Origin of the sequence: Nonomuraea sp. NPDC050680 (assembly GCF_040654555.1) — a bacterium.
In the GTDB taxonomy this organism is placed as follows: Bacteria; Actinomycetota; Actinomycetes; order Streptosporangiales; family Streptosporangiaceae; genus Nonomuraea.
Map to the genome: position 1 here is coordinate 718667 of NZ_JBFAIF010000003.1, position 18944 is coordinate 737610.

Sequence of the window (18944 nt, forward strand, 5' to 3'; positions counted from 1 at the left end):
ACAGGACGTGGTGGCTGGTCTGTCGTAACGGATGGATCGGCCGTGCTCGGTGCATGCTCGTACGCCCTGTTACGCGCCGTCAGTACCCGGATTCTAATCCGACGGTCGCAGGTTCGAATCCTGCAGGGCGCGCCTACCCACCAGCGGAAACCTCCATCCCGTGCCGCGCTCTACGGCGGCCTGAGGCAGATGTGAGTCAGCCGCTGAGCTCATGCACGAAGGCGGACGCGGCGGAAAGTACCAGCCGGGCCGTCTCCCGTGCTGCCTCGTGGGCCACCGCAGGCACCACCGAGACGTAGGTGTCGGCGGTGAGCACGATGCTGGCGTGCCCGAGCATCGCCTTTACCACCTTCAGATCGGTGTGCGCGGACAGTGCCAGCGTCGCGGCGCCGCGCCGCAGGTCATGCAGCCGGATCGGCGGCAGGCCAGAGGCCGCTACCAGTCGGTGGAACCGACCGGTGAGATGGTCCGGCCGCAGCGGCGCCCCGTCTGCCGTGGTGAATACATACCTTGAGTCCCGCAGCGTGCCACCGCTCTCGCCATGCAACTAAATATTCGAGCGACACACGATCGGCCATCGTGCCGCTCGGAGTGTGCGCCGGGAGCGCAAGAGAGTGCATCACCTCCATGTATTGCACAGATGAATATTCGGTACCCGCACCTCCATCGCCACTCCATCGACGATGGACGAGCCACTTCACACCAACCCACCACCAAGATCTTCAGGACACTCCTAAATCCTGTCGATCACGTCCGGGTTAGTTGACAGCAGCTCGTACCCAACCGCTTCCTGCGGAAGCCGGATGCCACTGATCAGCACCTTCCTGGCTCGTCCGGCGAGCGGGCCGAGCCACGCCGACACGCGCGCAGCGGAATCCGCTGGTACGGGCACGGCAGGCCGTTCGAGGCCTGCCTCGAAGAGCAGTTCGTAGAGCGGAAGTGCTGGCACAACCTCGGGAAGGCCAGCGGCGATGGCGACGGCGCTCGCCGCTGCTGGGATCTGCAGCCCTTTCAGATCCACGTCGCCGAAGTAGACGATCCGGTCGGGTCTCGGGGACAGCAGCGGTACCGACAACACCGCCGACGGGAACTGGTTACCGGTTCCATAGCCCACATGCCGTCCCGGACCTGCGGCAGCGTGCCGCCGCGTGGCCTCCAGAAGCGAAGTGTAGGTGTGGTGGTTTTCCGCGATCAGCAGTGCTGTACCACGAGGGTCGGGGCGTCCCGGAACCCATTGCGAGACGAACGGAATGGGCACCGGGTGACAACGCAGCAGTTCGAGCGTCAGCGCCCCTGAGGCGAACAGCCGGCTCGTCACAAGCCCATCAAGCCGTTTCTCATCGCCGAACAGTTCCAAGGACCGTTCTCTCATCGGCACGCTCGGCCTCGTCGCTCCTCCGTCGCGAAGAAAGGCGGCCACCGTCTCGAGCACGCTGAACTCGTCGTGCCTGGTTGCGATCCGTCCGGCGGATTCGAGCGCGGGCGGCCACACCCGTACGGCCCTCGCCTCGCGTACTACCCGTTCGCGAGGAGGGCGGCGGACCCAGAGCGGCATGGGAGGTGCGTCTCGCGTGTCGAAATACCGGGAGGTACTCGGGAATATCAGCGACTCGGCAACGGCCAGCTCGTTCAGCGCGTCGCGGATCTCGGCACGCGCGGTCGGCGCCGTCGCCAGGCGCCGATCGAATGCGACCGCCGCGTCGTACAGCGTCTCGATCTCGATCTTCTGTCGCGGCGAGGCCGCGACCTGTTCGGCGAGATGTTGGGCCAGGGAGCTCAGCTTCACGACGCAGCGCCGTCCGTCGTCTCATCACGTGTCAGGCGGACGCCGGTGATGCCCTCCACTGCGGATCCGAAGCGTTCCTCCAGGACGACGTACCTCCGCGTACGGAGAGCTCCTGGCGCGTTGCGCATTCGCAGCACGTTGGGGAACTGGCCGACGGCGCCGAGGTCCTCCACCCCGGTGGTGTAGATGAGTTGCACGCCATGAGCGGTCGCCACCTCACGCTGTAGCCGCAGGAGCGCTACGTGGCTTGCGGTGCCCAGCGGATTGTCCAGCACGAGGGTGCCGCCGAGCGCTGCCCTGCCCCTGCCCCGGTTGACGGCGCGCAGCCGGGCGAGTGTGCAGTAGAGCGCGACGCACACGGTCAGCTTCTCGCCGCCGGAGAATTTGCCGAGGCGGGTCACGTCGACCGGTTCGACCGCCAGATCGCTGTTGGGTTTGAGTACTTTGACGGTGAACCCGCGTGGTGCCACAGCTTCGTGGACACATCGCTTGAGGAGGGCGAAACCCTCGGGCTTCGATTTCTCGACCACGATCCGGTCGACGACCGCGTCAATTCGTGCGTGCAGGTCCTCCTCGCTGCTGGGGCGGGCGAACCGGATTCGGAGGAAGTGCTGATCGGCCCATCCGCCCAGGGTTCCCGGCAGTTTCGAGTGCCGGTGTGCGGACTCCAGGTTCGCGAGCACGTCCTGAACCAGTGCGGCGATCTCCACCACGACGAGCCGCTGGTCGCGTCCGATGTCGGCGAGCTGGCCGTCTATGGTGGTGCGACGCGCCCGCATCTCTTCGGCGCGGGCGGCGGCACGCTCGCCGAGCGTTACGGGATCGTCACTGGTGAATCGATCTCTGATCGCATCGGGGATTCCGGAGAACCTGCTCTCCGACGCCAGCCTGCGCACAGCGTCGATGGCTTCGTTCGTCCTGATCCTTGCTGCGGTGACGATCTCCGTGGTAGAGGCCAGGCGACCGAGTACCGCCTGTGTCTCCGACTCGGCTCGTGCATCGTCGCCGTCGAACGCTGCCACTCCGTCCACCACGTCGGTCGGCGCGGCAGCGTCGGTGAGACGATGCGCGCGCTGTGCGAGCACCTGCGCCGAGGTGTCCGCCTCGCTCGCGGCTGAGCCCGCGTCGTCGGCCTCCCTGTTCAGAGCGGTCACCTGTCCACTCATGTCGGTCGCAGTCGCGGCCTGTATCGCGGCGAGCTCCCGCGCCTCGGCTTCGCCTGCGGGTTCGACGTCGAGCTGGGCGTGCCGCAGCCTGTCGCGCGGTGTCCGCTCAGTGACCTCTTTGCGCGCCTGTTCGAGCTGGAGCATGGCACGGCTCAGCCCCTGCTGGGCCTGGTCGGCCTCCGCCCGGGATCGGCGTCGCGCACTGGCACGCCGTTCAACGTCCTGCCCATCGCCCGTTTCGAGCAACGACGCCGCACGTTCGCGGATGGCCTCCGGATATCCCGCGAGTGCCTGTTCGGCGCGTCCGCCACGCTCGATGAGCCCTGCGAGCCGTTCTGCGAGCACGGATTGCGCCGCCACCGTATGCCATTGCGTGTCGAGATCGTTGAAACGGCTCGTCAACATGGACAGAGGGTCGTCCACCGGGGTGGCGACGTCCTCGCGGTCCGCGTCGAGCATGGAGATCGCGCGGCCTTCGCGTTCGTATCGTTCCTTGTTGGATCTGTGCTCGGCGGCTTCTCGCTCGGCGGCGCGCTCGGTCTTGCGCCACTCGTTCGCGCGAGTGGTGGCTTCGTCGGCGACCCGCGTGTACGCCCGGAGGTCCCGGTCCAGTTGTTCGATGTCTCGCGCGAGTTCCGGCAGTGTTGAGACCTTGGCGACAAGGGCTGTCAGGCGCTCGATTGTGCCGACGAGAAGGTTGAGCTTGTCGGACAGCCGTTGCTCCGTGGCCGCGTCCGTGAGGTCATGGGCTTCAAGTTCGTCGATCTGAGAACCAAGTGTCGCGTCGGTGTCGTCAATCATGTCGATGGCCTGCCGGCATTCCTCGGCCCTGATCTCCAAGGTGTGCAGGTAACCGGTTGGGCAGTCGCGCAGCAGGGATTCCAGCACCTCTAGCAGCGTTCGGTCCGCCTGCGTCTGCTGGTGAAGTTCGGCGATCCGCTGTTCCTGCTCATGGCGCCGCCGTTCACGTTCTGCCCGCGCGTGCTCCGCTGCGGCCGGATCGTACAACGCCGGGTCGCTGGGAACCGCTGACCATTCAGGGGCGGCCGCATTCAACGCCTGTTGCATCTGGGTCGCGGTGCACACGGTGACATGAGCGATCGACCGGCAGCTCTGCTTTTCCACGGCGAGGCGGGCGTTGCCAAGGTCGGCGTCCGCGACGACCACTCCCGCGGCGAATTCCGCAACGATGGCGTTCCGCAACACGCCGGCGCGTGCGGGCTCGGTCACCAGGTCACGCAGCAGCTCCCACCCCGGCCGCGCCGCCACTTCGCTGGCGATCGTCTCGGCAACGCGCTGGGCATCACGTGTGGTCGGGAGGAACGCGTCGGTGCGCAACCCGTCCAGCGCACGATCGTCGTCGGCCGCATCGACACGGGTTTCCACGATGACCGATTCGGCCGTCGAGACCGCATGTGTCAGCGCCGCTCGAAGATTGGCCGCTTCGGCCCACAGATCGAGCCGCCCATCTTCGCCGAGCTCCATGAGTTCGGCGAACCTTGCGTTGGTGGCGAGCACGTCGACGCGAGCGGAAAGCTTTTCGTGGTCGGCGACGAGTTGATCCCGTTCGGCGTTCCTGGCGGCCCGCTCGGTCGCCAGGAACCTCCGTTGCTCACTCAGTGATTTTTGCAGCGCCGGCCGGTTAGCGCGACGCTCGCGTACCCCATCCAGCAGCTGGTCCGCCTTGTTCTTGGCTGCCCGCGAGTCGCCGAGGACCTCAGCGGGACCCGCTTCTCGATCGGGAAGGTCGCCTCGGTTGGTTGCGGTTTCGATGGCTTCGTCGATGCTTGCCATCTGCAGGCGGAGGTTGTCGGCGCGTTCCTCCGCTTTGGCGGAGAGTTCCCGGTTGGCGCGCACGCACTCCTCTTCGGTCGCGGCATTGGACCTCGCGGTCTCTGCCACTGAGGTTTTCTGCTCCTCGGCGGTACGTTCGTCAGCCGCAAGAGCGGCATAGCGGGCCTTTAGAACGGCCGCGGCATCATCCCGTGCCTTGCGCAGCGGAGCGGTCTCTCGCTCCACCTCGGTCATCTGCCGGCGCACCGACCGCGCTTGATCCTCTGCCTCCGCCCGCTCGGCCAGGGGGCCGACCGCTTCCCAGGCCAGGTCGTCATTCTTTGTGGCGGTGGCTGCCGACTCCGCTTCATCGGCTGCCTTGGTCACGGCAGCGAGCCGATATGTGGCCGCGATCCTGAGCAGTTCATTCGCGACGTCGTTGACTCGGCCGCGTTCGCTGTCCAGCCTGTGAGCCTCGCCGCGAAGTCGCTTCGCCTCCCCGGAGAACCATTCCCTGTCGGTTTCCTGCGCCGAAGCCGCGCTTTGGAACGCGGCTGCCAGCAGCGCGGCCGCCTGCCTCGCCTCGCTTGCTTCTCGGTCCGCTTCTTTTGTGAGATCGTGTCTTTCGGCCAGCGTGTCAAGTTTGCCGGACATCTCAGCGCAGAAGTCACGATCCACAAGCAGATCTGGTTTCCGGCCAAGGACGTCGATGACCTTCCGCAGATTGGCCGCGACGAGCTCCGGCTGAGTGCTGTCCACGGTCAAATCGATCAGGAAGTCGATGAACTTGTCCGTGGAGGGGAAATTGAACAGCTCGGCGACCCCGCCCTCCGAGTGGTTCATCTCCTTCTGATAGCCGAACAGGGTCGGATCGAGATTTCGCGCGATGAGTGTTTCGGTCCACAGGCCGCGCTGATCGGTGATCGCGAACGAGAACTGCTGCGGCCGTGACGCCGCAGCCTCCCGCAACAGGCGAACGAACTCGGATATCGGCCGGGTGCGGCCCGTTTCATCGTGAACGGGAAGGCGATCGAGATCGAGCACACCAGGCACCTCGAAGAACGAGTAGTACCACCCTCTGAGCTTTTCACGATCACGATCGGGGTCGACGGGTTTGCGGCGATCGCTCCATTCGTACACGGCTCCGGTGATGAGCCGCGGCGGGGGCAACAAGCTGTCGTCGGATTGCGCGACCCATTCAGCGACCGTGTGGCTCGTGTCGCCGGAGGCGACGTAGTCCTCCAGATACCGTTTGACGGACCTGCCCATGAAGTCTTTCCGCAAGGGCAGGAGCAGGGCGAAGAAGAGCGACAGCAGACTCGACTTGCCGCCTCCGTTACGCAGCCAGAGGATCGAGTCAACGGGCTCACTCGAACCGTCTGCGCCTGACGACACGTCCAGCGTGAGATCCGTGAACCGGGCAGCCCTGTCGCCAACGTTCGCCAGCCGCAGACGAGACAGCTGATAGGTCACGGTGCCACCCTCCGGTCGTGGTCGCCACGTCTGATGGCGGCCAATACGTCGTATGCGGCGTTGCCGGCGAGTTCAGCGGCCTGGATCCGGAAGCGTTCGAGCAGTTGGAAGACCTCGGGACCGCGGGAGGGCGCCGATCGGGCGAGCGCCTGGTCGACCATCCAGGTAAGCACGTGCGCTATCCAGTAGGTGGAGGACGCGGGGGACCGGCGCGCCTTGCCCTTTCCTCTGTCCGCCTTGTAGCCGGGCGACAGACGGTCATAGGTACGCCACGCCTCGTCAAGCGAGCCCTGTGCCTGCTCGGGCGCACGCTTGAACCGTTCGCACGTCTCACGGAGGAAGCGTTCGAGCTCGTCGACCGACACCCACCGAACTCGGTCGTCGTCGAAGTCGGCCGGCGCCGGGAACGCGTAGGCGGCGATCGCGACGCTGACGAGTCCCACCAGTAACCGTTCGGTCACACCACCGACGTTCGCCAGGTCCGAGATGCGATAGGCGAAGACCGACTCGCGGCGCACACCGAGCACGAGTCCCAGATCCGAATCGGACAGCACCTGAGCGTCGAATCCGTCGAGGACGCTGTCCACGGCGTTGCGGAACTCCACGTCGGCGCGGTAGCGGCCCAGCAGTGTGCGATAGTCAGAGTCCGCGCCGGGCCGCATCTTCGGACGCAGGGCGCAACCGATGAGTACACCCACATCGGCGAGATCACGCTGGCTGAGGGTCACGAGGCCTCCTGGTCCGCCACCGCCGCCCACCGGCTGAGCGCCTCCTCGTCCTGCGCGACGATCAGATCATTGCCCGACCAGCCGGGCAGGGCGATCCGCGCGCCATCGGCGTCGACCGCCGCCGCGGCGCCGAGGACACGGGCAGCCGTGTCCATCGCCGTGGACACGTCCTGCGCCGTCTCGGGCGCGTACTTCCACAGCGCGGCGAGAACGATGACCTGCTCGACCTCTTCGGGCAGGTCCGCCGCCCGGGCCGAGAGCAGGAGATCTGACAGACGAGCGGGCAGCCCGACCTCGTCCACCAGGCGCGCGGCGGCCTCCAACACCTCCGGAGGTATGGCGGGAGGATCGGGATCACCGAGCTCCTCGTCGGGAACTGGCGGATCTTCCGGCGAAGGCGCGCGTCGTGGCGCGAGAAGGTCATCGACCAGGTCGGCGACGCGCACGACCCTCGGCGCCTGGCCGCCTGAGACCAGGACGGCGAAGGCCTCGGCAGGCTCCACCGCCACGTCGGCGCGCAGGACGAGCAGTGGGAGGAACAGGCCGTCCATGATGTCGGGGTTCCGTAACCCGCCGACCGGCCGGAACGACTGGCGGGCCTGCTCGTCAAGAAAGATCGTCCGTGCGTTGAGCAGCTTCCCGTGGAGCTCGGTGTGCCGTTGACGGCACCTCTCCAGCAGCTCCGCGATGCGCGCCGATGCCTTGGCGACCTCCGGTTCGGTGTCGGGAGCGTCCAGGGCTCCTCGGAGGTGGCCGAGCAACCTGGACTCTGTCGCGAGACGTTCCTCCAGATGCGTACGGTTGCGCTCCAACTGTTCCGGCACCTCCCTGACCCATTGGGGGACCACGGTTCGAATGTCCCGCACCGTGTCCGCCAGCAGCGTCCGCAGCTCATCGGCATAGCGGATGGACAGGAGCAGTGATCGTTCGGCCGCCTTCTCCGCCTGTCCGAACGCTCCGCGTTCGAGCTGCCGCGCGAGCATGAGCTCGATCGCAGCTTGCTCGTCCTCGACGTCGAACTCCAGCCCGCCCACCAGGGCGTTGATGGCGTCGGTCGAAGCACGCAGGACGTTGACGCCTCTGCGGTGATCCTCATGCTCGGTCAGTAGCCGGAACTCGGCCGTCCCGACTCGATGGCGGACCGAGCCATCGTTGTCACGTCCGAAGATCGAGACCTGATAGCTGAACGGCGCCTCGCGTTCCTTGCGGTTGAGCAGCGCGTCCACCACATACCGCGCCACCGCGCCGTGTTCATCGATGGAACGTTCCGGATGGGCACCGGCGGCCAGCACGGCCAGCCCCGCAACCGCTTCGTCGTAGGTGACCTCGTGATCGAATCCCTGCCTAGCGATCACAGCATCGATGGCGGCCAAGGCGAACGTCACGACGTCGTACTCGCATCCGCCCCACATCTGCCGTGCGGCGTTGTCCGCCGCGTCGGCCACCGGCCTGGCCCGCAGGAGCGCTCGCACGCGATCCCCGAACGACTCCTCGAACACCGCCCCGCCCACGGTCGAGAGATCGCTCACTGAGGCGTACCCCCTTGGTGTGCCGACATCCCGCCGCAACAATGTGATGGCCGGGTAGCGCCCGCATCACAAGTCACATCTTTTGATCGCGGAAAAGCCAGCAACGGTTACATGTGGCGAGTTGCGGGAGCCTTACCTCAAGGGTGGTCCTGTTTCGACTATGAAAGAGATGCAGCCCACTCGACGGACCACCGGGCCGAAAGCTCCATTCATGCAGTTCGAGCGGCATATGCGTGGTCGGTGAAGGCTGCGGTCGAGACTGTCTCTCGCAATTTCCGACCAGATGGGGGAGATGATGGCCCCGCCGTGGACGGCAGGATGTCGCGGGCGTGCTCGGTGCGTGCTCGTACGCCCCGACACGCGTCGTCAGGACCCGGCACTGCCGGGCATGCAATGTGCGCGGAAGCGGCCCGAGTCGCCATCGAACGGCACGGTGTGGCACTAAAGGATCTTGCTTCTAATCCGACGGTTGCAGGTTCGAATCCTGCAGGGCGCGCCATCAACGAGGCTTTGACCTGCGGCTCCGCGCGGACCTGGAATCCGATGGGCCACCCGGCCGGATAGGGGAGACCGGAGGGAGACCGCCAGTCTCGGACGCCCCCACCGCCCGAGGCACCAGAGCGACCGACGCCTCAGCCCGCAGTGGCGCACCCCCATGGTGGTGAACACGTATCCCGAGTCTGCCAGCGTGTTCCCGCCGTCGCGCTCAGCTCATCTTGCCGCTCGCGGTGCCGTATCAGCACCCGTACGGTCTCCGCGTCCAGAGCTACCGCCCGGCAACTGGCGGCGCTTTTCGGCGGGCCGACTACGACCTGAGCATTGGCGTGCACCCGCTGCTGCGTCACCGTCAGTTCCGCGGCGTGCAGGTCGACGTCCGTCCAACGCAGACCGGCCAGCTCACCTCGGTGCAGGCCCCGTAGTGCGGCAGCAGGCTGCGGAGAGTGCTTGTCCAGCACGTTTGATTCGGTGCTGCTCCACCTTATGCAGTCCGGCCGAGGCGCTGGATCTGATGGATCCAGGACGGCAGTAGAGAAGGGCATACCTGAGAGACACGGAAGGATCTTCACCCTTCGCCGAGGTCGAGAGTGCCGTATCCGGCCTCACGGGCGTGCCTTTGCAGGTCATCGATGGTGACGTGGGCGTCCGGTTCGAGCTGGCGGCAGACGCGTTCGAGGAATGCCGTCACTTCTGGCACGGTGCGGCGGGTCGCCGTGGCGTAGGCCAAGGCTCGGTTGAGGACGGCCTTGGTGCGAGTAGGGACGTCGTCGCACCACAGCTGGAGGACGTGGCTGCGTGGGGCCACGTACGAGCCGAGCATCATCAGGGAGAACGTGCCCTTCTCCCGCGCCCCGACCGTGCGGCCCAAGTAGCGGGAAGGCGGCAGGGCGAGCCGGAAGCTGTAGTGGTCGACCCAGGCGAGTGCCTGCGCGGCGATCCCTCGTTCGCGCATCCACTCCGCGAAATGGTCGCGCGGCTGCTCGGAGTCGGCGCTCTCCATCACGTGCGTGGCTGTCGGCCAGGAGTTGAGGATGTCCTCCAAGTGATGGTCCCGCAGCTCAGCGACGCCGGAGTAGACGAGCGTCGTGAGCCGCTGGCCGTCGTGCGCTCTGATGGCGTAGCAGGGCAGGAATGCCCGGCCCACCTCCAGCACCTCGAGTTTGAGGAGCTCGTCCGGCAGGTCGTACTCGCCCCGGTCGGGACGCCGGGCCAACTCCCCGACGGCGCCCGGACGGAAGCCGCGCGCCTCGGGGAGGAGGCGGAAGGCCCGCTGGGCGTATGCGGCGTCCCGGTCGAGGATCTGGACGCCGCGGGCGTAGTGGGCGGTACGCAGTGGCTCGCATCGCACGCCGTCGAAGTACAGGCGCAGCCGCTCCTGCTTCTCGGTGTAGCGGCGGTCGTCGCGGACCGACCGCAGGCCGCGCTCGGTGAGGGAGAGGGCGTCGGCGCTGCCCTGCAGGTGGCCGATACCGCCCAGGAATCGCAGCACCCGGTCGACCATGTGCTCGGAGACGCCCAGGAACACGGCGATGTCCTGGAGGCTGGTGAACCCGCCCTCGGCGATGGCGAGGCCGACGTACCGATCGAGGAGGTCGAACGGGCCGCGTTCCTCGATGAACGCTTGAAGCTCCGCGGCGTACAGGGGGAAGGCGAGCGCGTGGATCCGTACTGGCCGGATACCGGGCAGGTCGGCGGCGTGCTCCAGGGCCCGGGTCTGGGGGTACAGGATCGTGTCGGCCGACGTACTGCTCATAGGCTCTCCCCGAGGCGTCGCATGATCTCCCGGGCGCCGCGCAGGTCCCCCGCGGTTCGCACGTTGTCGTGCAGCGCCTGTGCGAGGTCGCGGAAGCCGGGGTCGGTGGCGTTGAGGAGCGTGGTGAGATCACCGACGAGGATCAGCCGCTGCTTGGCACGGGAGAAGGCCACGTTGGAGCGGCGTACCTCGCGGAGGAAGCCGACGTTGCGGTACGGGTTGCTGACCGTGAACCCGAAGAGGATCGTGTCGTGCTGGCCGCCCTGGAACGAGTCGACGGTCGCCACCCGGCGGGCGACGACGCTCTCGTCGCCGATGCGCCGGGCGAGCAGGGAGGTGACCAAGCCGATCTGAGCCGAGTACGGGAGAATGACCGCCCAGTCATCGGACTGCGCGTGGTAGTGGGCTGCCAGGAGCGTCAGCAGCCTGGCCTCGCACTCGTTCAGCCGGCTGTCCTTGGGCCAGGGCTCGTCCGCGCGGGGTTTGCGGTCGCGCCGCGAGCGCTCCGGGAGCTCCGCGGTGTTGATGAACGCCACGGGAGCGGCGAACAGGTCGTCGTGGTGGACCCGTCTCACGTCGGTCTCCAGGAGACCGCCGTAGAAGTGGCGGGAGATGAAGCGGGCCAGGCTCTCGGGCATCCGGCGCTGGAAGCGCAACAGCTCTTTGTTCTCCGGGGGTGTCGAGGGGAACAGTAGCTCGAAGGCGCTGTCGGTGATGAGCCGGGCCAGCTCCGGCTCCCCGGGATGCTCCGCCTCGGCCCAGGCGACGAGCCGCTGATCCGGCAGCGGCGGCAGCTGGACGTGGTCGCCGACGAGGACCGCCCTGCGTGCCCGGACCAGCGGGACGAGCAAGTCGGCCGTGCTGATCTGGCCCGCCTCGTCGACGATGGCCACGTCGAAGTCGATGTCGTCGAGATGCTCGCTCGTCGCGGTGCCGATACAGGTCGCGCCGATCACGTCGGCGTATCTGACGAGCTCGCCGTACAACTGCTCGGTGCGCCGCTCGAGTTGTCCGCGCCAGGACGTCAGGAGATCGAGCCGCCTGCGCATTAGCCCGAGTGCCGAGCCCGCGGCGGGCAGGAACGCGGCCAGCCTCGCCGGATCCGGGCTGATCTCGGGCGTCTCGCCGTCGAGTAATTCGCGCAGGGACGTGGCGACCTGCGCGGCCCGTTCGGCGCGGGCTCGTTGTCCGGCCAGGTCACGCTCGTGAGCCTGGCGGGCGGCCACGAGGTCGGGATGCGTGGCGCGAACCTGGTTGAGCTCGGCCGCCAATCGTGCCCGGTCCTGCGCGATCGCGGCCAGCATCCGGCGGATGCCCTCGGACTCGGCGGCCGTCGCGGACCGCTCCCCTTGGAGGCGGGTGAGCCGCCGCAGGAAGAACCGGCCGACCAGCGGGAGGTCCGCGGCCCGCCGCGCCCTGCCCAGCGCGCGGTCGAGCCGGTCGAGGGCCTGGACGTGCCCGGCGAGCAGCTCCTCGTGGCGGCGCCCCTCGTCGTCCAGGCCATTCGTCCGCCGTCGAAGATCGGCGGTCACGGTATCTTCCCGCTCGGCCAGCGCGGCGGCGCTCCGCCGGACGTCCGCACCGGCCTCCTCCAGACGCCGCAGATCCTCGGTGAGCTGCCGGAACAGGGCGTCCGCCGGGCCATCCGAAGCCGCGGCGTCGTAGCGGGCGAGGACGGGCTCCGTCCGCTCGGCGATACGCTGCTGGAGCTCGACCGCCCGCGCCTCCAGCATCAGGTGCTCGCAGCCCGGTGTGACGCCGTCCTCCCGGCCGATCCGCAGGACCAGCAGGTCCTCCGGCAGGTCCTGGAGCACGTTGTCGACCGCTCGGTTGGTGTAGGAGGAGATGAGGACCTTGCGCTGCTCCTCGGCGCAGGCCAGGACGACCTGGCGGATGGTGTGCGTCTTGCCGGTTCCGGGCGGTCCCTGGATGAGGGCGAGGTCGGGAACGGTCAGCGCCTTGTAAAAGGCGCTGAGCTGGCTGGCGTCCAGATGCTCGCGGGGACGGCGCCCGAGGGCGGGGGCGAAGGGCTGGAAGCGGCGGTCGACCAGCGCGGTCAGCAGCAGCGGATTGCGGGCGCGTCCCTCCCGCAGGATCTCGATGGCCGCGCGCTTCTTGTCGTAGGCGATCAGGTTGGGCGATTCGGCAAAGGCGCCGCTCTCGGGGATCCGGCCGAAGTCCACGGGCCGTTCGAACCGCACTGTTGCCACGCCCTCGTCGATCCGCTCGATCCGGCCGCGCAGGTCGGGCTCGCCGTCGATGTGCACGCGGGTGCCGGCGGTCAGCCGGTTGGCGTCGAGGAGCTGGAAGGCGTGCACCGACCGTGCGGAGCGGCGGGTCGCGGCCACCGGGGTGACGCGGTGGTACGGGACGAGCCGGCTGGCGTCACCCGCCGAAGATTCGATCCGCCGTCCCTGATCCACCAGAGTGGCGAGCCGGTCGAGATAGGCGGTGTGGGAGGCCCGTACCGTGGGCTCTTGATCGGGCGGCGCGGTGACGCCGGTGGCCCAGGCGGTCTGGATGGCTGGCCAGCCGGAGGAGTGATGCAGCTGGTAGGGGTGGTCGAAGACCCGCCATCGCCCGGCGCGCAGCAGCAGGCCGCCCCGCACGATCTGGTCGTGGTCGCTGAAGTGCATCGGATGGATCCAGCCGATCCGGTAGCCGCGCAAGTTCTGGGTGGGGAAGAGCATGAGCGCGTATCGGCCGTCGATGTAGATTTTGAGGAAGTCGTCCCGGCCCTCGCGGCCGCGTTCCAGGCGAGCGGGGATCAGATTCTGCGGCCCGGCCGCCCACAGGTCGTGGCAGATCCCTTCCAGCCCTGGTAGGAGCGGATGGCGTTCGCGCTGTCCGACCAGCTTGCCGGGAAAGTTCTTGGACCAGAGCAGACCGACCTCGGGACCGAGGTCGACGACCCTTCTCTCCACGATCTGCTCCTTCGCCTCAGATGCGCAGTCCCGCGCCGAGCTCCGCGATGTCGCCGCGCTCAGCCGGATCGGGTGAGAGCGCGCGGTTGAGGGCGCGGGCGAAGCGCTCCGGGACGGCGGGGTTCAGGACTGCGGCCGAGACGAGCGGTACAGGTGAGCGCCCGGTTACCGTCACGTGGATCAGCTCGGCCAGCCGGCGGACGTCCTCGGCGGGCTCGGTGGGACGCAGGAACGCATGGCCAGCGTCGCGCAGGAAGAGCGCTCCGTCCCGGTCAGTCATGATCGAATCACGGTGGAGGGCACCATGGGCGAGGCCTCTGGCATGCAGGGAGGCCAGCCCTTCGCAGAGCCCGGCGGCTCCAGCGGCCAGGACACGTACGGCCTCGGCCTCGCGGCCCCGGCCGCCGTAGAAGCTGGCCAGGGTGGTGAACGAGGGAACAGCGGTGACCAGCATCGCAGTCTTCGCCGTCATGGATGCCGCGACGGGCGGCGGCAGGCCGGGGAGTGCTTCGGTGAGCAGGCCGGCCTCGGTGGCCAGGGCGACGCGGCGTTCCAGGGCCTCAGAACCGGGCCATCTGGTGGCGATCCTGCGGATCCAGACGTGACGGCCGTCTGGCGCGAATGCGAACGCCCGGGACACGATCGCTGTGCCGTCCGCGGACCTCTCCTCCTCGAGATCGCTCGTGATCCGGTAGGCGACGTCCCCGATCTCTACGATCTCGCCGAGGCCCGTCGGCTCTTCGTCGAGTGGCTTGTTGGGCTCCGGTCGGGCCCGTTCGACGACCACCCACCCCTCATGCTCGGCCTTGATGGCGCGCAGATGCTCATCCGGCCACAGGCCCGGCTCTTTGTCGATGGTTCGATGGCAGCTCGGGCACAGCAACATGAGGTTGCCGAGGCCATCGACCTCCGCCGGCCTGACCGCCTCCCTGCGAGGCCCGTCCGGGGAGTGCGGCGCGATGTGGCCCATCTCGCCGATGTGGTGGGTGCCGCCCTCGATGTCTAGGGGGCTGCGGCATATCGTGCATCGTCTGTCGGTCGCGTCGAAGAGCGCGCGCCGGATCTCGTTGGGGATGTGCTTGCGCTGAGCTTGCGCCACCCGAAGATGGTAGCGACTGCTGCTCCCAGACGACGGCTGTCCCGCAGAAGTCCGTCGCGCTGCGTCAGTTGCTTGCCATCGGCAAGCCGTCATGATCTAAGGCGTGCGATCTGGAACGGCGTAATTCCCATGACGGACACGCTGCCGCTGACCGTCAAGACCGCGTACCTGCAGCGCGAAGTCAGTCGAGTGTCAGTTGTGTGTGTGCTGCGGGTAGGAATCCGATCGGTGGTCGAGAAGTGGTGACTCCGATGATAGCTCGACGCCGTCCATAACCCGCCGCAACGGGGCTGCATGGTGCGAACGCCGACCAAGGCATGCGGTCGCGCTGCGGTCCGTCACGGACTCATTTCGGAAATCCTGCTGTGACAGGGTCACGCGTCGCAGGTGGGGCTTCAGCCGGGCGCATGCCTGCGCGGGATCAATCCCAGGTTACGACAGGCGGTAGATTCTGTTGGACCACACCCAGACTCCGCGTCCGTCGGCTGTGGGGCCGATCTCCTCCAACGTCTCGAACCCGCGCGGCGCCTTGATTCGCTGCCATACGCCTGCGCGGAATACCAGCTCGGGCTGATCTGCGGAGCCGAACCACACGGCACCGGAAGCATCGATGGCCACGTGCTCCAGCCGGCCCAACTTGACTGGCGGATCCACCTCCCGCCATTGCTCGCCGTCCCAGTGGAGAGCGAGGGTCTTGAGCGTGCTGTACACATGACCCGCACACTTGGCGGCGTGCGAGCGGATCTCGGCCGAGGCCCAGACGTCACCGGTGGCGTCGGTGGCCCAGTCGGTGATCTCCACGGCGGGTTTGGTCCACCTGGTGCCGCAGGATCCGGAAATGCCGCCCTTGGGGGTAGGCGGCAGCTTGTCGCCGGGGAGCGCCGTCTCCACCCACTGGCCGCCGTCCCAGTGCATGGGAGTGCGGCGGTCGTTGCTCAACGCCCAGATGTCGTCGCTGCCCGCCGCGAGCATCTGTGAGACGGCGCGAGGCGTGTCCTGCCGGTGCCACGTCGCGCCATTCCAGCGCCAGACCCGCTTGCTCGCGCCCGCGATCCACACCTCATCCTTGGCGGCCACGACCGCGTCCACCAACCGACCCGCCGACCTGATCGGAAGATCTCTCCAACGCGTCCCGGAAATCTGCCAGACGTGTATCGCGGGTGCCTTTGCCGGCGAATGCCCATGAGCGGCTGATCTCGGCGTTCTTCGCATGTGCGAAGGCAGCCGGGGTGGCCATGGTGCGCCATGTCCGGCCGGTCCAGCGCATCATGCGCCATACGGGGCGCTTCTCCCAGTCGAGGGCGATGGCCAGGTCGCCGTCGATTTCATGATCCTTCGTCAGGAAGGCAGGGCTGTCGGATGAGATCTTCTCCCACTGTGGGTCAGGAGCAACGACCAGCGAGAGCGCGAGGACCAGATGGAGGATCATGCTCGGTATTGTGCGCATACGGCAACAGCCGCGCCAGGTAAACCGAGCAACAGCCCTGGGCCTCGCGCTCCGGGGCGGGCTGCAGGATGACGGTGGCCACCATGGTTTGGGTCAGACTGGCCACGCGGAAGCGGGCCTCGCGCGGCACCGGCCGGTTGGTGTTCAGGTCGGCCTTGCCGCTGGTGGCGATCCGAGCGGCGCATCATCTTTCCGCGGTCACATGCTCCAGTGCCTCACCCGGCCGGACCCGCGCCCCGCCGCCCCTCGGTGCCGGCTGGCGTCCCGCCGCACGGTACGGCGAAGCTTCCCGCCCGTCCGCCGGGCCCCGCCGGCGCGCCGGCATCCTGTTCGCCCCCTATTGCCCTGGCATGGTCGTGCCCGCGGGATGGAACACGGCGCGGACGCAACCGTTGCGCTTCTGCTTGAACAGGTCGTATCCCTTCGGGCCGTCCTCCAGTGACAGGGGATGGGTGAGCAGGTGGGAGGCGTCGATGTCGCCTTGGCTCATCCGCTCGAGGATCATCGGAATGTAGCGGTGGCCGTGCTGCTGCCCGCTGCGCAGCGTCAGGCCCTTGTTCATCACGGCGCCCATCGGGAACTTGTCCACCAGACCCAGGTAGACACCCAGGACGGAGACCGTCCCGCCCTTACGGCAGGCGTGGATGGCCTGGCGCAGCGACAGGCCGCGGTCGGTCTGCAGGCGCAGCGCCTGCTTGGCACGGTCGTAGGCGTACTGCGCGCCGGTGCCGTGGCTCTCCATGCCGACCGCCTCGATGCACACGTCGGGCCCCCGGCCGCCGGTCAACTCCCTGAGCGCGTCCAGGACGTCCACCTGCTCGTAGTCGAGTGTCTGCGCGCCGATGGCGGAGGCCATGGCCAGCCGTTCGGGGAAACGGTCGATGGCGATCACCCGGTCGGCGCCCATGCGCAGCGACGCCAGGGCGGCCATCTGGCCCACGCCGCCGCATCCCCAGACAGCCACCACGTCACCCGGGCCGACTCCGCCCAGGTCCGCACCCATCCAGCCGGTCGGTACGGCGTCGGAGGCGAACACCGCATTGGAGTCGGGGACGTCGTCAGGGACGGGAAAGGCATTGACGTCGGCGTACGGGACGCGCACGTATTCGGCGTGGCTGCCCGCGAAGCCGCCCATGGCGTGGGAGTAGCCGAAGATGCCGGCGGTGGCATGCCCGTTCAGCGTCTCCAGGAAGCCGGGGTTGGGGTTGGTGTTGTCGCACAGCGACCACAGCCCCTCCCGGCAGTAGTGGCAGCGCCCGCAGCCGATGATCGAGCACACCGACACCCGCTCGCCGACCCGCCGCTCGCGAACGTCCGGACCGGCTTCGACGACCTCGCCCACGAACTCGTGCCCGAGCACGTCGCCGGCCATGACCGTGGGGACGTACCCGTCCAGCAGGTGCAGGTCCGAGCCGCACACCGAGCTGGCAGTGACCTTGATCAGCGCGTCCTGGCGGTTGAGCAGCCGCGGCTCGGGGACGTCCTCGACCGCCACCTCGTTCACGCCCGTCCAGCACAGCGCCCTCATCGTGGCCCCTTCCGTGCGACCTGCCGGAACACCGGTCCGGCCGCTCTCCCCAGCAACGTGCGGTGCCCGTGCGGCTGACCCTCCACCAGAAGCACCTCACCGGTCTCCAGGAGTTGCTTGAGGGCCCGTACCTCTTCCCGCGCGCTGCCGTCGGCGCCACGGACGGCGATCTCGCAGCCGCGCCCGCCGGGGGCGGAGGTGATCCGAACCTCGTGCCGCTCGGCGAGCCGGGCCAGGACGTCGGGCCGGTCCTCCCCCTTCAGGCCGGCCACGTCGGCCTGCACCGTCACGGCGAACCACCCCTCAGGCCCCGGCCTGGCCCGGCGGGCCTTGCGCACCGCCATCGCGCCTGCCCCGGCCGCTGCCGCCCCCCACACAAGCAGAAGCGTGCGCGCCCTGCGTCTCCTCGCTCGTGCGGCGGGACGTCGTAGGAGCGCGAGAAGCATCCGCCGGGCTCGCGTCGTCATTGTCATGGTGGCTGCTGCCATGCCTCGCGGCTGCCCGCCGCTGCTCGCGGCAAACGTGGCTGGCCGGCCTCACTACGGGAGCCGCGGGAGCTCTGAGAAAGCGGTTTAGGCGACTTGCTGAGGGTACGGGAGGGGATTTGGCGCACCAGAGCGCTGAGCGTGCACCAGGCTAGGAACCCTTCATGAGACTGGATCTCAGTGTCAGCCTGTCCGCAGGCGCACCTGTTGTCGGAGTAGATGGCGAGGTCGATCTGCTCACCGCCGATGATCTGTACGAGTTCCTCGCCACGATGATCCGCCAGCGTGGCCCGCGGCTGAGCGTGGACCTGCGGCGCGTGACCTTCATGGACTCGCGCGGCGCCGCCGCCGTGCTGCGGGCACGCCGGCTGACCCGCTCGCTCGGCGGGAACCTGACGCTGGTCTGTCCCAGTGCTCCGGCCGCGCTGGTGCTGGGGGCCGTCCTGCCAGAGCAGGACCTGGCACCGCCAGGCCAGACAGCAGTGGCCCCACGCTGCCGCCATCCACATCCGCTCGGCTGAAGGGAAGCAGAGATGACTCAGGACCGTGACCATTGCAGCTGGCCCCGGACGGAGTGCTGTCCGCTCTCCGCTCCCTGCCGGACCGGACTTTTGCCAACGTCGAGGACGTCGCGCATGAACTCGGCATCGGTGGTGGTCAGCAGCACGACTGACCGGTGAGCCGCGTCCATGGACGTCCTCCTGGCGGCTGACCAGCACCACCCCGGCGAACCCGCACTGCGGCACCGCCGCAGG

Annotated in this window: 15 protein-coding genes; 3 read left to right on the top strand and 12 right to left on the bottom strand. The window is 68.1% G+C overall.

Going from position 1 to position 18944, the window contains the following annotated elements:
* Nucleotides 1-196: 196 nt before the first annotated feature.
* From AB0H88_RS14575 to AB0H88_RS14595, 5 genes are all read right to left on the bottom strand, one after another.
* Complete coding sequence (locus tag AB0H88_RS14575) at nucleotides 197-547, bottom strand: tyrosine-type recombinase/integrase (protein WP_357644349.1); 351 nt, start codon at nucleotides 545-547, stop codon at nucleotides 197-199.
* Nucleotides 548-733: 186 nt separating this feature from the next.
* Nucleotides 734-1786 carry a hypothetical protein gene (locus AB0H88_RS14580; RefSeq protein ID WP_357644351.1) on the bottom strand — a complete coding sequence of 351 codons (1053 nt, stop codon included), beginning with the start codon at nucleotides 1784-1786 and terminating at the stop codon, nucleotides 734-736.
* The gene (locus tag AB0H88_RS14585; RefSeq protein WP_357644353.1) at nucleotides 1783-6198 is read right to left on the bottom strand and encodes a hypothetical protein; all 4416 of its coding nucleotides are present in this window, start codon (nucleotides 6196-6198) and stop codon (nucleotides 1783-1785) included. Before AB0H88_RS14585 ends, AB0H88_RS14580 begins: the two co-directional genes overlap by 4 nt.
* Nucleotides 6195-6926, bottom strand: coding sequence for a hypothetical protein (locus tag AB0H88_RS14590; RefSeq protein ID WP_357644355.1), 732 nt, complete (start codon nucleotides 6924-6926; stop codon nucleotides 6195-6197). Before AB0H88_RS14590 ends, AB0H88_RS14585 begins: the two co-directional genes overlap by 4 nt.
* Nucleotides 6923-8455 carry a hypothetical protein gene (locus tag AB0H88_RS14595; protein ID WP_357644357.1) on the bottom strand — a complete coding sequence of 511 codons (1533 nt, stop codon included), beginning with the start codon at nucleotides 8453-8455 and terminating at the stop codon, nucleotides 6923-6925. Before AB0H88_RS14595 ends, AB0H88_RS14590 begins: the two co-directional genes overlap by 4 nt.
* A gap of 728 nt (nucleotides 8456-9183) precedes the next feature.
* On the opposite strand from AB0H88_RS14595, the gene AB0H88_RS14600 reads away from it, so the two are divergent.
* The gene (locus AB0H88_RS14600; protein ID WP_357644359.1) at nucleotides 9184-9375 is read left to right on the top strand and encodes a hypothetical protein; all 192 of its coding nucleotides are present in this window, start codon (nucleotides 9184-9186) and stop codon (nucleotides 9373-9375) included.
* Between the two features lie 143 nt (nucleotides 9376-9518).
* On the opposite strand, the gene AB0H88_RS14605 is transcribed toward AB0H88_RS14600, so the two are convergent.
* From AB0H88_RS14605 to AB0H88_RS14635, 7 genes are all read right to left on the bottom strand, one after another.
* The gene (locus AB0H88_RS14605) at nucleotides 9519-10706 is read right to left on the bottom strand and encodes a hypothetical protein (RefSeq protein ID WP_357644361.1); all 1188 of its coding nucleotides are present in this window, start codon (nucleotides 10704-10706) and stop codon (nucleotides 9519-9521) included.
* Nucleotides 10703-13630: an AAA domain-containing protein gene (locus tag AB0H88_RS14610; RefSeq protein WP_357644363.1), complete on the bottom strand. Its 2928-nt coding sequence runs from the start codon at nucleotides 13628-13630 to the stop codon at nucleotides 10703-10705. Before AB0H88_RS14610 ends, AB0H88_RS14605 begins: the two co-directional genes overlap by 4 nt.
* Before the next feature lie 16 nt (nucleotides 13631-13646).
* Nucleotides 13647-14729, bottom strand: coding sequence for a hypothetical protein (locus tag AB0H88_RS14615; protein WP_357644365.1), 1083 nt, complete (start codon nucleotides 14727-14729; stop codon nucleotides 13647-13649).
* Nucleotides 14730-15161: 432 nt separating this feature from the next.
* On the bottom strand, nucleotides 15162-15806 hold the full coding sequence (locus tag AB0H88_RS14620) for a hypothetical protein (protein WP_357644367.1): 645 nt from the start codon (nucleotides 15804-15806) through the stop codon (nucleotides 15162-15164).
* The gene (locus tag AB0H88_RS14625; RefSeq protein ID WP_357644369.1) at nucleotides 15790-16158 is read right to left on the bottom strand and encodes a hypothetical protein; all 369 of its coding nucleotides are present in this window, start codon (nucleotides 16156-16158) and stop codon (nucleotides 15790-15792) included. Before AB0H88_RS14625 ends, AB0H88_RS14620 begins: the two co-directional genes overlap by 17 nt.
* A gap of 355 nt (nucleotides 16159-16513) precedes the next feature.
* Complete coding sequence (locus AB0H88_RS14630; RefSeq protein WP_357644371.1) at nucleotides 16514-17704, bottom strand: zinc-dependent alcohol dehydrogenase; 1191 nt, start codon at nucleotides 17702-17704, stop codon at nucleotides 16514-16516.
* Complete coding sequence (locus tag AB0H88_RS14635) at nucleotides 17701-18048, bottom strand: hypothetical protein (RefSeq protein ID WP_357644373.1); 348 nt, start codon at nucleotides 18046-18048, stop codon at nucleotides 17701-17703. Before AB0H88_RS14635 ends, AB0H88_RS14630 begins: the two co-directional genes overlap by 4 nt.
* Before the next feature lie 305 nt (nucleotides 18049-18353).
* Between AB0H88_RS14635 and AB0H88_RS14640 the strand changes: the two genes are divergently transcribed.
* Nucleotides 18354-18710, top strand: coding sequence for an STAS domain-containing protein (locus tag AB0H88_RS14640; RefSeq protein WP_357644375.1), 357 nt, complete (start codon nucleotides 18354-18356; stop codon nucleotides 18708-18710).
* Between the two features lie 32 nt (nucleotides 18711-18742).
* The gene (locus AB0H88_RS14645; RefSeq protein ID WP_357644377.1) at nucleotides 18743-18862 is read left to right on the top strand and encodes a DUF2795 domain-containing protein; all 120 of its coding nucleotides are present in this window, start codon (nucleotides 18743-18745) and stop codon (nucleotides 18860-18862) included.
* Nucleotides 18863-18944: the final 82 nt, after the last annotated feature.

Coding starts and splice junctions, on each gene's coding strand:
- AB0H88_RS14605 (WP_357644361.1), bottom strand. CDS start 10,706: ATGAGCAGTACGTCGGCCGACACGATCCTGTACCCCCAGACCCGGGCC.
- AB0H88_RS14625 (WP_357644369.1), bottom strand. CDS start 16,158: ATGATCCTCCATCTGGTCCTCGCGCTCTCGCTGGTCGTTGCTCCTGAC.
- AB0H88_RS14630 (WP_357644371.1), bottom strand. CDS start 17,704: ATGAGGGCGCTGTGCTGGACGGGCGTGAACGAGGTGGCGGTCGAGGAC.
- AB0H88_RS14635 (WP_357644373.1), bottom strand. CDS start 18,048: ATGGCGGTGCGCAAGGCCCGCCGGGCCAGGCCGGGGCCTGAGGGGTGG.
- AB0H88_RS14640 (WP_357644375.1), top strand. CDS start 18,354: ATGAGACTGGATCTCAGTGTCAGCCTGTCCGCAGGCGCACCTGTTGTC.